At 52.8% G+C, this 13,568-nt stretch carries 8 protein-coding genes and 1 pseudogene; 2 read left to right on the top strand and 7 right to left on the bottom strand.

Annotation, left to right across the window (positions count from 1 at the left end; all coding sequences use genetic code 11):
• The first annotated feature begins 335 nt into the window (after positions 1-335).
• Positions 336-1,412: pseudogene (ompF, locus tag OOJ59_RS03750) on the top strand (porin OmpF).
• Positions 1,413-1,595: 183 nt separating this feature from the next.
• Entirely contained in the window at positions 1,596-2,786 is a 1,191-nt protein-coding gene (gene aspC / locus OOJ59_RS03745) for an aspartate transaminase (protein ID WP_042309427.1), read from the top strand.
• Between the two features lie 54 nt (positions 2,787-2,840).
• Here aspC and OOJ59_RS03740 read toward each other — a convergent pair whose 3' ends face one another.
• The 7 genes from OOJ59_RS03740 to cmoM all read right to left on the bottom strand — a co-directional run bounded on the left by OOJ59_RS03740 (position 2,841) and on the right by cmoM (position 13,518).
• Positions 2,841-3,488, bottom strand: a complete 648-nt coding sequence (locus OOJ59_RS03740; RefSeq protein WP_038639351.1) for an MBL fold metallo-hydrolase — start codon at positions 3,486-3,488, stop codon at positions 2,841-2,843.
• 28 nt (positions 3,489-3,516) lie between these two features.
• Positions 3,517-4,065, bottom strand: coding sequence for a YcbK family protein (locus OOJ59_RS03735; protein WP_003831948.1), 549 nt, complete (start codon positions 4,063-4,065; stop codon positions 3,517-3,519).
• A 177-nt stretch (positions 4,066-4,242) separates the two neighbouring features.
• On the bottom strand, positions 4,243-5,994 hold the full coding sequence (gene ldtD / locus OOJ59_RS03730; RefSeq protein ID WP_085049198.1) for a L,D-transpeptidase: 1,752 nt from the start codon (positions 5,992-5,994) through the stop codon (positions 4,243-4,245).
• Between the two features lie 260 nt (positions 5,995-6,254).
• Positions 6,255-10,715 (bottom strand): chromosome partition protein MukB, encoded by a 4,461-nt coding sequence (gene mukB, locus OOJ59_RS03725; protein ID WP_038639346.1) that lies wholly within the window; start codon positions 10,713-10,715, stop codon positions 6,255-6,257.
• Positions 10,715-11,419, bottom strand: coding sequence for a chromosome partition protein MukE (mukE, locus tag OOJ59_RS03720; RefSeq protein ID WP_038639343.1), 705 nt, complete (start codon positions 11,417-11,419; stop codon positions 10,715-10,717). The genes mukB and mukE overlap by 1 nt, the downstream gene beginning before the upstream one ends.
• On the bottom strand, positions 11,400-12,722 hold the full coding sequence (mukF, locus tag OOJ59_RS03715; protein WP_038639340.1) for a chromosome partition protein MukF: 1,323 nt from the start codon (positions 12,720-12,722) through the stop codon (positions 11,400-11,402). Before mukF ends, mukE begins: the two co-directional genes overlap by 20 nt.
• Positions 12,715-13,518 (bottom strand): tRNA uridine 5-oxyacetic acid(34) methyltransferase CmoM, encoded by an 804-nt coding sequence (gene cmoM, locus OOJ59_RS03710; RefSeq protein WP_069323253.1) that lies wholly within the window; start codon positions 13,516-13,518, stop codon positions 12,715-12,717. Before cmoM ends, mukF begins: the two co-directional genes overlap by 8 nt.
• Positions 13,519-13,568 lie beyond the last annotated feature (50 nt).

The raw sequence follows: 13,568 nt of genomic DNA, 5'->3' as shown, positions 1-13,568 counted from the left end.
ATCGCGAAGAAAAAGCGGTCTTAGCAAAATTAAATATAAGAAAATCATATAAATAGAAATAACAGGGGTGATTTTTAGCGCAGAGACATCTGAAGTTTGAAGTTGTTCACAAAGTTGCACAAAAATAACATTTTGTTACACATTTTTTCTTTTTGAAACCAAATCTTTATATTTGTAGCACTTTGAGAGTAGCGAAACGATAGTTTGAATGGAAAGATGCCTGTCAGACACATAAAGACACCAAACTCTCATCAATAGTTCCGTAAATTTTTATTGACGGAATTTATTGGCGGCAGTGGCAGGTGTCATATAAAAACCGATGAGGGTAATAAATAATGATGAAGCGCAATATTCTGGCAGTGGTTATCCCTGCTCTGCTGGTAGCCGGGGCAGCTAACGCTGCAGAAGTTTATAACAAAGATGGCAACAAAGTAGACATTTACGGTAAAGCCGTGGGTCTGCACTATTTTTCCAAGAACAACGGTGATAACGCCTACGCGCCTAACGGCGATCAGACCTATGCCCGTCTTGGTTTCAAAGGGGAAACTCAGATTAACGACCAACTGACCGGTTACGGCCAGTGGGAATACTAGTTCAGCGGCAATAACCCAGAAGGCGGTGACGATGCCCAGAAAGGCAACAAAACCCGTCTGGCGTTCGCTGGTCTGAAATTCGGCGACGCGGGATCCTTCGACTACGGTCGTAACTACGGCGTCGTATACGATGCGCTGGGTTACACCGATATGCTGCCAGAATTCGGTGGTGATACCGCTGCTTCTGACCAGTTCTTCTCCCAGCGTAACGGCGGTCTCGCAACCTACCGTAACTCCAACTTCTTCGGTCTGGTTGAAGGCCTGAACTTCGCCGTTCAGTACCTGGGCAAAAATGAGCGTGATGACGTTCGTCGCTCTAACGGTGATGGCGTTGGCGGTTCTATCAGCTACGAATTCGACGGCTTCGGTATCGTAGGTGCTTACGGTGCGGCTGACCGTACCGATGCTCAACAAAACCCGGCTCTGCGCGGCCATGGCGACAAAGCTGAGCAGTGGGCGACCGGCGTTAAGTACGATGCGAACAACATCTACCTGGCGGCGAACTACAGCGAAACCCACAACGCTACCCGTATCGCTAACGGTTATGCCAACAAAACTGAAGACGTGCTGTTGGTTGCCCAGTATCAGTTCGACTTCGGCCTGCGTCCGTCCCTCGCCTATACCAAATCTAAAGGTAAGGACATTGAAGGTATCGGTGACGTAGATCTGGTGAACTACTTCGAAGTGGGTGCGACTTACTACTTCAACAAAAACATGTCCACCTATGTTGATTACATCATCAACCAGATCGATTCTGACAACAAACTGGGCGTAGGCTCTGACGACACCGTCGCAGTAGGTATCGTTTACCAGTTCTAATAGCAGACCTCTTTGTTAAATGCCTAAAAAACAGGACTTCGGTCCTGTTTTTTTATCTCTGCTAGCGGATTCTTGCGTCTTAAAAAAACACCTCAGCTTTTCGTCAGTAACGGTTGGCATTTTGTAAATCTACCGTTAACCTGATAGCGGACTTCCCTTCTGTAATCACTATGGAACCTCGTCATGTTTGAGAACATTACCGCCGCTCCTGCCGACCCTATTTTGGGTCTGGCTGATTTGTTTCGTGCCGATGACCGCCCAGGAAAAATAAACCTCGGGATCGGTGTATATAAAGATGAGACAGGCAAAACGCCGGTACTGACCAGCGTTAAAAAAGCCGAGCAATATATACTGGAAAATGAAACCACCAAAAACTACCTTGGCATTGACGGTATTCCAGAGTTTGGTCGCTGCACTCAGGAATTACTGTTTGGTAAAGAGAGTTCGCTTATCAACGACAAACGCGCACGTACAGCACAGACCCCTGGTGGTACTGGCGCACTGCGTGTAGCAGCTGATTTCCTGGCAAAAAACACCTCGGCTAAACGCGTTTGGGTGAGCAATCCAAGCTGGCCGAACCATAAGAGCGTCTTTAACTCTGCCGGTCTGGAAGTTCGTGAATACAATTATTACGATGCGGCAAACCACTCTTTAGACTTTGATGCGATGCTGGCAAGCCTCAGCGAAGCGCAGGCCGGCGACGTGGTGTTATTCCACGGCTGCTGCCATAACCCAACCGGTATCGATCCAACACTGGAGCAGTGGCAAACGCTGGCTCAGCTTTCCGTCGATAAAGGTTGGTTGCCGCTGTTTGACTTCGCCTACCAGGGTTTTGCCCGTGGTCTGGAAGAAGATGCGGAAGGTCTGCGCGCATTCGCGGCGCTGCACAAAGAGCTGATCGTCGCCAGCTCCTACTCCAAGAACTTTGGTCTGTACAATGAGCGCGTAGGCGCCTGTACGCTGGTTGCAGCCGATGCTGAAACCGTTGACCGCGCGTTTAGCCAGATGAAATCAGCCATTCGTGCTAACTATTCCAACCCGCCGGCACACGGCGCATCCGTAGTCGCTACGATTCTGAGCAACGACGCGCTGCGCGCCATCTGGGAACAAGAGCTGACTGATATGCGCCAACGCATTCAGCGCATGCGTTTACTGTTCGTGAATACGCTGCAGGAGAAAGGTGCAAGCCGCGACTTCAGCTTTATCATCAAACAGAACGGCATGTTCTCATTCAGCGGCCTGACTAAAGAACAGGTTCTGCGTCTGCGTGAAGAGTTTGGTGTCTATGCCGTCGCTTCCGGACGTGTAAACGTAGCCGGAATGACGCCAGATAACATGGCGCCGCTGTGCGAAGCGATTGTCGCAGTACTGTAATCAATAGCGCACAAAAAAAGGCCGCAATCGCGGCCTTTTTATTTATCTGCGCTTTTACCAGACAGGCATTTCATCCTGCAGGAACGGGTTATGCAACCGTTCGTGACCCAGCGTAGAAAGTGGACCGTGGCCCGGAATAAACGTCACGTCATCGCCCAACGGCAACAGTTTACGTTTAATTGAATCAATCAATTGGCTGTGATCGCCGCGCGGGAAGTCGCTGCGTCCTACGCCGCCTTTGAAAATCACGTCACCCGAAATCAGTAATTTTGACTGCTCATCAAAGAAGACCACATGCCCCGGCGTGTGGCCCGGACAATGCAGTACGTGTAACGTCACATTGCCCACGCTTATCCGGTCGCCTTCATTCAACCAGCGATCGGGCGTCAGCGGCTCACAATCTCCCAGGCCAAACATCCTGCTCTGAGCAGGCAGCCCCTGTAGCCAGAACTCATCTTCTTTTTCCGGGCCAATAACCGGGACACCATAATGCTGTGCCAGTTCAGCCGCCGCCCCAACGTGGTCAAGATGACCATGAGTGAGCAGGATCTGCATAAGCGTCAGACCGCTGGCATCCACTTCCTGTTTGATTTTCCCGGCATCGCCGCCGGGATCGACCAGCGCGGCCAGACGAGTCTGCTCACACCAGATTAACGAGCAGTTCTGGGCAAATGCAGTGACCGGAATAATACGATAGTTCATACAGCTCCTGTTTCATTAAGCTTACGGATCACCAGTGCCGTGCAGGTCCGGTGTCAATATGCACAAAGTTACTGCTGGGGTAGTATCCTACACCACCTGCGCGCATAGATAACGCAGCTTTGCGAATATTACTTAATGCGATGCCTTCAATATGGAAATCCATAGCCTGGCCTTTCGTGTGGTAGCTTTTCTTAGCGACACCACGGCTGCGCGCACGGAGTTCATTATTGGTATCGATTGAGCGATAGCCAGAGATCAGCTGTACGGGTTTACGCGTGCCCAGCAGGCCCTGCAGACGGAAGAGTTGGTCAAACAATCCCGGGTCAATGGATTTCACTTTATTGGCCCGAAAATCACGGAAAAAGTGGTTAAGTTTTGCTAATTCGTCCTGAATATAGCCCCTGCCATCAAAAAACTCTGCTTTTATTGACTCACCGGTATGCAGGTTATTCAGAGTCAAGATACGCGGACGTGGGGTAGAGAGTGTGGCAAACGCGGGCGTAGGCAGGATGGCAGCGCCGAGGGCAATGCCACCAAGCGCCAGCAGTTTGCGGCGATTAGCGTCAAATTTGTCCATGGTATTAAGATCTACAAGGTCAATGTTATCGTATGTATGCTCTAGCGCACGCGGGAAACCTTATCTGGCTAAGTAGTCTACGTCAAGGCTCCCAACCCCAGGAAATACGGGGCTTACAGCCATTTTGCCCCGTTTCCGACATAACTTACGACAATCATTTTCCTCGAACTGCTTCATTTATCTGATTAATTGTTCGGCTTTTGACACAATTTGTGCGCTGGATCGCGCTGTCAGATCGTAATTGTAAATATCTGTACGATACTGCGTCCGACCATCCGCTCCCACAAACGCGGTCAGGTAGTAGAGATTGACCGGAATATTCTGGCGAATATTCACGTACCGTGTATCCCCTTGCTTCAGGGCGTCCGAGATGCGCGAATCATTCCATCCCGCATCCTGTAACAGCATATTCGCCAGCTCAGATGCCTTATTCACACGCACGCAGCCTGAACTAAGCGCCCGCGTATCTTTCTGGAACAGATTGTGATTCGGCGTATCGTGCAAATAAATAGCATCTGAACTCGGCATATTAAATTTATAACGTCCGAGTGAGTTACGCGCGCCCGGCGCCTGCTGGAAGCGGAACGGCAGATTGGATGCGGTGATGGTCGCCCAGTCAACCTGCCACGGATCTATTGTCTCTTTGCTATTCCAGCCGCGCATTACGGTATAGCCGTGACGCTCAAGGTATCCCGGATCATTCCACAACTTAGGCAGAATATCTTTTCGTGCCAGCGTCGGCGGGACGTTCCACGGCGGGTTCACGACCACATTATTCAGCGCACTGCTCATCATCGGCGTTTTACGATCGGGACGCCCGACGATGACGCGGGAGGCCAGCACCTGATTACCGTTCTGGTAATAGACCAGCGAGTAGGCAGGAATATTGACCATGATACCGGTAGATAAGTCACTCGGCAGCAGGCGCAAACGCTGAATATTCAACGCCAGCACCCCCGCACGCTGCGCGGGCGTTACGTTCAGCCAGTCACGTGTCGCGGGTCCAATTGCGCCATCAGCCCCCAGCCCCTGCCAGGTCTGAAACCGCTTCACCGCCTCGACCAGTTCACTGCCGTAAGCGCTACGCCCTTCTTTAGCTGCCGTACTGACGACTGATTCGAGCATCCCGGTACGGCGTAAAATTTCACGCAACGCGGGGATGTCGTTACTCCACTCGCCAGGACGCAGCGTCGCGGTACTGGTTAACTGCGGCCAGGGACGCGTATCGCTCACCAGTTTTAGCAACGATTCATGCATGGCTGCATACTGCGGATGCTGAGGCGCAAGGCTGGCAATAAACGACGTCAGCTGGCCATTATCCAGCGCCACCTGCCATTGGTTGATCACGGAAATCGGCGGAGTTGCCAGCGCATAGGGCTTGTTACTGTAGAGCCAGCGATTACCTTTGACAGGAATATTCGCGATAAAGTGCAGATATCCCATCAGGGCATCAGAAAGTACGATGTCTCGCGCCTGACCGGTTACCGCCGGATCAGTCAGCAATGCGACCCAAGTGGTAAATTGCGGCTGGAAACCAGCAATCGCCACCTCGGCTAACTGTTGCTGAAATGCTTTTACCGCATCACGATTTTCCCACATCGGTTTCATATCGCGCGCAGCGTACAGCAGCTCCAACTGACTCATGTATACCGGCGTGAAGCCCGCTGGAAGTTGAGATTGTAAGTCGGCGCGCGCCTTATCGACAGACATGCCCTCTGGCAGCGGTTGAATACCCGCCATAATAGCAGTGGCGGAAGATTGAACCTGCGGTTGCGATAACGCCGTAGGCTGTTCACTGACGGACGCTGAGCTATCGCCAGGGATCATTTCAGGCTCATCGGCCTGCGCATTGAACAGTGGAGCGAATGTTACGGCCAGGCACAAACTGATTGCCGAGAGCCGACGACCACACATTTTATTAAGCAACATCCCTTGCCCCCTGTTTTCTTTATCATACTTTGAATAGCCAGGCCGTATGCATTCCCCCTAAGTTAGTTGGGGTCGGACCTGTAAAACGCCAATACACGCTGAAGTATGACGAGCAAGCCTGCGATGCGTTAGGCTTACCTTTAGTATATAAACATCAAATAGTTTTTGCCTAACCTAATGTAAAGAAGTCTAAAGAAATCACACCAGGCATTACGTGCTTTTCAGAAAAGCAGAAGGCGGCTATTTAGCCGCCTTCTTCGTTAGCTTGCCTGTGAGGAAGCGTCTTCAGTTCCCGGCAGTGGTTCAGGTAACTGCGGGGCAAACCCGCGTAGCCCCACCACGTGAACGTGCTCGGTGTTCTGGAAGACTTTACGCACCAGTTTGTAGGTGGTGCCTTTCTCCGGGCTGATGTTTTCCGGTGCCGCGATAATCAGTTGCATCTGCAAACGCTCGCACAGTTCAAACAGGGTCGCGATGGAGCGGGCATCAAGTCGTGCGGCTTCATCAAGGAACAACAGTCGGCATGGCGAGATATCTTTCCCACGCAGTCTGCGACCTTCGTCTTCCCAGCTTTGCACAACCATCACCAGAATAGACATCCCGGTCCCGATCGCTTCACCGGTGGACAGTGCGCCAGATTCAGCACGCAGCCAACCGTCAGATCCACGGTTAACCTCGACTTCCATTTCCAGATAGTTACGGTAGTCCAGCAGCTCTTCACCAATGGTTTGCGGCGTGCGTTGCCCCATATCAATCTGCGGATTCAGTCGCTGATACAGCTTCGCCAGTGCTTCAGAGAAGGTCAGACGGTTGCTGTTAAACAGATCCTGGTGCTGTTCATGCTGCTCGGAAAGTACGTCCAGCAAGGTGGCATGCGTTTCACGCACATTGACATTCAGACGTACACTGTTGACCTGGCCAAACGACACGTTTTGCAGCCCCTGGTTCAGCATACGAATACGGTTTTGTTCGCGCTGAATCGTCTTACGAATGATGTTTGCCACGCTGCGGGAGCTGATCGCCAGCTTCTGTTCACGCGAGGTTAATTCTTCCGTCAGACGGCTCAGTTCGATCTCCATCTGTTCAATCGCTTCCACCGGATCGTCGGTACGAATAATATCCTGACGAATACGTTCACGCAGATGCTGATAAACCGCGACAAAGAACTGAATTTTACGCTCCGGGCGCTTCGGATCTTCAGACATGCGCAACACATCACGCAGGTGTTCGTTATCCGCCACCGCCAGACGCAGCGCACCGAGCGCCTTATCCGACATCGAACGCAGTTCATCACCAGAAAGATATGCCAGCTCGCGACGGTGCAGACGGCGTTCAACACCGTTGTCTTTCACCATGCGCATCACGGCACACCAGCCGGCTTTCGCCATGACTACCTGTTCGCGCATCTCAAAATAATCGCGTTCCAGTTTGCGCAGTTTGCGGGTCAGGTTGTCCATCTCCGCTTCGCAGAAGGTCAGCGCTTTTTCCAGCTGGTTACGGCGCGCACGGTTGTTACTGAGCTGCGCGTGCAGTTCATCCCGACGAATACGGGCACGCTCTTCCGCACCGCTGTCAGCACGAACGCCGATATCCTGCAGTTCACGTTGTAAATCGTTGAGCAGTTCTTTTTTAGTGTCATAGGAGCTTTTCAGCGACGCCATGACCTGGTTGTACTGGCTTAACTGCGCGGCGTGGCTGCGCAGCGCTTCACGAGCTCGGGTACGTTCAGCTTCCGCCTGTTCCAGGCGTTGGCGCAGTTTTTCGTTCAGATCGCTGTTGCCGCTCAGCATTTCGGCTGAATCGGAATAGCTAAAGTGCGCCCGACGTTGTACGACCTCTGTCAGCGCAAACGCCTGCTGACGCGCATCACGCTGCATCTGCTGGGAATAGGCGTAATCTTCCTTCAGTTGTTCAAACTGCTCAGGGTCATTTTGCAGAACCGAAACCATCGGTTCCAGTTTGGCTAACTGATTGCCGTGCTGCTGCACAAAACGCGCCGCTTCCTGAGCTTCATCCAGACGCTCACGAATTTCGTCCACGCGATCGGCAAGCGTTTCATCGGCCAGCAGATTTAAACGCGGCAGCAGGCGGTTCAGCGCAGAAACCCCCTCTTTCGCCTGTTCAAACTGCATACGGCTTTGCTGGTTATCATTTTCATGATTGGTCAGCGCACGCTCCAGCTCAACGCGGCGGCTGTTCAACTGACGAATCTCCGCTTCTGGATCGGCTTCAAACGCCACCGACAAATGGCTGCCGATAAAGCGGCTGAACGCCTGATGCAGACGCTGGGTTTTCTGGACGTCAAAAGAGAGCGTGGCGAAACGTTCAGACAGCCCTTCACGCTCGGCATGCAGGGTTTCGATACGGCTTTCGCGCGCGGCGCGGCCAAAAATCGGCACCGTTGGGAAGCGGGAATAACGCCACTGACGTTCGGCGGTTTTCACCACCACCGCTTTTTCCAGCTCATCAACGCTGAAAACGCTGTCATCAAACGACTGCGGATCCCCTTCGATAAAATAGAGATCTTCCGGACAATCCGTCAGTCCTTCAAGCTGTTCGGTAATCAGCGACAGATCCGGCACCACGATAGCATGGCGCGACGGACCGTACAGCGCGGAGAAGTACGGCGCATCTTCAAGGCTAACGTCGTCATAAATTTCAGACAGCAGCACGCCGCCGAAGCGTTCCGCCAACGCGTTCAGACGCTGATCTTCCGCCCCGCCCGGCTGACTTAAACGTTCAATTTCTTCATCAACCGCGTTTTTGCGCGCGCCAACTTCATCGCGCTCAACAATGGCTTCACGCTCGCGCTCCAGCAATTGCTGCAAATACTCGGTCACGTCCTGGCTGGAGGTAAACTCTTCGCCGCATTGTTCGCTAAGTTGATTCAGGCTATTTTGCGCGGCCAGCCAGACCGGCGCGCGTTTCATCAAATGCTGGATACGCGACTGCAGTTGTTCCTGTTCCTGACGCAGCGTCATTCGCTGTTCACTGGCTGACGATACGCTGTCCGACAAGGCGGCGATGCGCGCTTCCAGCTCCTGATGCAGCGCTTCCAGTTCATCGATATCGAACTGTTTGCCCTGGCGTTTGCAGAATTCAGCCAGCAGCCGCTCGGCGTCCTGCTGCTCGCGCAGACGCTGCTCCAGTTCGCTAAGACGCATACGCAACGGCTGAACCTGTTCCGCCAGGTGACGCTGCTCAACGCCTTCCCGCAGCAGTTCACGCGCCACGCTCCAGGCCTCACCACGCGCCAGTGGGCCGTTAATCGCCGCCACCAACTGATAAGCCTGTTCGAACTGGCTGTGCGCGGTTTGCGCCACGCTCATTTTTTGTTCCAGCGTCAACAGTTTTTCTGTGGCTTCCTGCTCTTTGGCCTGGAAGGTTTCCAGCCATTCGGCAGCGCTGTCGGCTGTCAGATCCGGTAAGTGGCACAACTCTTTGGCCCGGCTTAACGCCTGAATCGCCTGGGTATACTGGATAGCTCGCGTTTGCTGGACATCCAGCGCCTGCTGATAATCGGCAAGCTGACTTTTCAGCTCATCCACTTCCAGCTCAGCGGCTTCCGCGCGGGCTTCGTTTTCATCCTGGCGGTCAACGGCTTCCGCGACGACCTCATTTTGTTCTTCGAGACGGATCTGTAATTCCTCGAGATCCGCTTCATAGCGTTCAATTTTTTCCTGCTGACGCAGCGCGGTTTGCACCAGATTGAGGTGATCGCTCGCCGCCTGGTAATCAGCTTCCAGATCGCCTTCCGCGCCGTTGTGCTCGCCCAGTTCGCGCGCCATATCCACGTGCTTATACTGCTCAGCAGCCAACTGCTTGCGTGAGGTATGCAGTTCACGACGATATTCCAGCGCTTTATCCAGATGAATACGGCGCTCGTTGGCATGGCGCATATAATCCGCTGCCACGTAGTTGGTCGCTTCGCTGATCAAATGCTTAAACAGATCGCGGTCAGACTGAGTTACGCGAATCGCTTCCAGGGTCATGCGGTTTTCACGCAGCGCGGCTTCCATATCCTGGAACGCTTTGCGTACGCCGCTGTTTTCTGGCAGCAGGTAATCACGCAGCGAGCGAGTAATAGCGCTGGAGATACCGCCATACAGCGAGGCTTCAATCAGACGATAGAATTTACTACGATCGGACGCAGAGCGCAGACGACGGGCAATGATGCCCAGATCGAACATCAGCGAGTGATAATCCGTTATCGAGTTGAACTGCTTAAACTGCACGCCTTCCATCTCATCAAGCTTCTCTTTCAGCTCAGGGAGAGACAGGACGCGCGCCTGGCGTTCGTTCAGCGTTTCCGTAACCAACTGAGTGGGCTGCACCGACATCGGCAGCCCCTGAATGGCAAACGGCTTGATATCTACTTTACGATCGCGACCGGCAACCTGTTGCAGACGAACGCCGACAACCACGCGCTGATGGCGGGAGTTGAGGACGTCGAGCATTGAGTAACAGACCCCCGCCTTCAGCTTACCGTGCAGACCTTTGTCACGTGAACCGCTGGTCGCACCAGCTTCGGTGGTATTACGGAAATGCAGCAGGGTTAAATCCGGGATGAGCGCCGTAACAAATGCCGCCATGGTCGTGGATTTACCCGCACCGTTACCACCGGACAGCGTGGTGACCAATTCATCCAGGTCGAACGTACGGGCAAAAAAGCCATTCCAGTTAATCAGCGTAAGTGAGCGAAATTTACCGCGTTCAATCATTATTCTTCTTCTCCACTGTCCGGCTGATTCTCTTCGGGCTCATCGTTAAGCTGCAGGCGGTTCTCGACCGGCATCGCTTCGCCATCACGAATTAAGCGACGCTGGGCTTCACGCGGATCGTCACCGGTGCGTACGTCCGCGCCAAAGCGGAAGACCGATTCCGTAATACGGAATTTGCTGCTGTCGTGACCCAGAAACCACACCATGCCTAAGCGACGCAGACGGTTTAGCGAAGAACGTACCTTTTCCTGTAACTTTTGACGGTCAACGTCCGAACCGGTTGAACGATTGTTCACCAGCTTCAGCAGTTTCGCTTCATCCGCCAGCGTCAACAACTCGTCGTATAACTCTTGCTGGGTAAAAATCCCTTCATTCGCCAGGCGTTCCGGGCTGAGATAGAGATAGCAAAGAATTTTACCCACCATCATGTCCAGTTCGGACAGAACCGAACGCGGAATGAGCGTCGTTGAACGCGGACGAAGGTAGAAGAATCCTTCCGGCGCGCGGATCAGTTCCACGTTATAGCGGCTGTAAAATTCTTCAAAATATTCCTGAAAATCCATCAGGAAGGCATGATTATCCAGTTCATCCAGGCCGATATGTCGGCCCGAACGTAAGGCGCTATCCAGCGCCGGAAATAACGGATTCGCCAGCGCCTGCGCCAGCTTTACCGGCATCACTTGTTCAATATTTGTCAATGACATGCGCCTGTACCTTGGCTCCGTAATCATTAATCGGCTGCCATTTGGCTGGCAGTCCGGTGAAATCTGCTTGCGCTACGCCAAGACGTACCGCCTGATCGATAACAATACGCGCGACGTCGAAGTGACGCGCACGTGGATATTGCGCCAGATACTCGCGCACTACCAAACCGAGATCCAGTGGCGTTTGTCTGGATTTGTAGATAGCCAACTGTTCTTCGATGATCGCCGCCAGTTGCTCACGGATCTCGTTAAATTCTTCATATTCCAGATCTGTCGGAAGCTCACCGGTGACCTCTTCGTCACGCAGGACCATCTCTTCATCACGCATATCCAGCAGACGGTCGGCGTTGGCATAAGTCAGCGCCCATGGATCGTCAAAATAAGTCTGCACGGACTGGCGCAAACGCTGGGCAAAGACGCGGTTTTTATCCATATCAATCGCGGTACGGATAAACTTATGCACATGGCGATCGTAACCGATCCACAAATCAATAGACTGCTGGCCCCAACTGATAATACGGTCGAGCTTACTTTGTAAGTCAAACACCAGTCTGTCGACAAAATGCAAATCGTCATGCGCCATCGTGGCATCCTGGATTCGTAGCAGGTTTGCCTGTAGCTTATCCCCCGCCGCTTCCAACGTATCCTGCAGTTCGCGCAGCGTCCCGGAAGTTTCAGAAAGCAGCAGTTCACAGCTGGAAATCGCCGCCCGCCAGTCTTTGTTCAGCAACTGCGCGATATCGTCTTTCACCTGCTGCTGCTGTTCATCCATGATGCGCTGGGTGAGATCGATACTGTCGAAAATCTCCGCCACCGAATATTTCAATGGCGCGTAAACATTGCGATGCCAGTGGAACTCATCGCCGCCTTCCGCTGCCGCATCCGCCGCGCGCTTCAGTTCGCCTGCAACAATCGACAGTTGCATTGAAAGACGCAGCGTAGAGAATTCGCGCTGACGTATGTAGTAATCCGTGATGCCAATCCCGAGCGGCGTTAAACGATATATGGCATTGCCTTCCGCCTGCTCGCTGGTAAAGCGGTTCAGCAGACGTTGACGCACCATATCGTTAATCGCGTTGTTAGCACGTACGCCAATGGTTTCGCTGGTTTGCTCAAACGCATCACTCACATGGCGGAACGCATCCACCAGCTCACCTTCACTCATCTCGCCGTCAAGTCGCTCGCCGTTCAGAGTGGCGACCGCCAGCAGGAACGAAAGTCTGTCTACCGGCAGAGAGATGGAGAAGTCATTTTTTCTGGCCCAGGCAACCAGTTCGGGGACTGTCTGGGAAAATTCACTCATAGGTTATCCTTGCATCTGCGGCTCGGGCCGGACTTTTAATCGCGGTGACATGAATATAGCGCCCAAGGCTGATATACGGTTCCTGGCGGCAATAGCGCGTTTCTAACTCAAGTAACATTTCATAGTCGTCATGTTGTTTATGCTTATCCCGCAGATAGTCATGAAACACTCGGACGCCCGTTTTACTTGTTATCTGCCAACCGATCTGTTCCAGCCACTGGTAAACCTGCCCCGGATCGCGTGGGTAGTCCGGTGAAAGCGTACGCTTTTTACGTTTCGGCATCCCCACCTGCACATAGTCAAAGTTCCCTGCGACCATGTTATGCATCAACAGACCGTTAGCATTGTAGAACATTAACGACAGCGCGCCGCCGGGACGCAATACTGACCACAGCGTCTGCAACACGCTGACGGGATCCGTCACCCATTCCAGCACAGCATGAAACAATATCAGATCAACCGGGGTTTCCAAATGCGCAGTAACGTCCTGAGCGGCGCATTGTATGAAATGCATGTTTCCGCTCACACCTTTTGCCTCTGCCGCCTGTCGCGCACGGGCGATCATTTCGCCTGACAGATCGCATAATGTCACGAAGTGCCCACGTTCCGCCATCTTGATGGCCGTTTGCCCTTCACCGCCGCCGGCATCCAGAATATGCAATTGTTGCTCGCCGAATGTCGCCAATAATCGATCCAAATCCTGCCAAAGAATAGCCTGTCTTAATTGGCCTTTGGTGGTGCCGTAAATGTTACGGGAAAACTTTTCTGCAATGTCATCAAAATTGCGATCCCGCATCGGGCTCTCCACATACTGGCTTTAGGGTGACTAAGTAAAACCGCTATTTT

It is taken from the genome of Citrobacter sp. W9 (assembly GCF_026719375.1).
In the GTDB taxonomy this organism is placed as follows: Bacteria; Pseudomonadota; Gammaproteobacteria; order Enterobacterales; family Enterobacteriaceae; genus Citrobacter; species Citrobacter werkmanii.
Note: the sequence above shows the minus strand (reverse complement) of the source record. Positions and strands in the feature narration are given on the sequence as shown.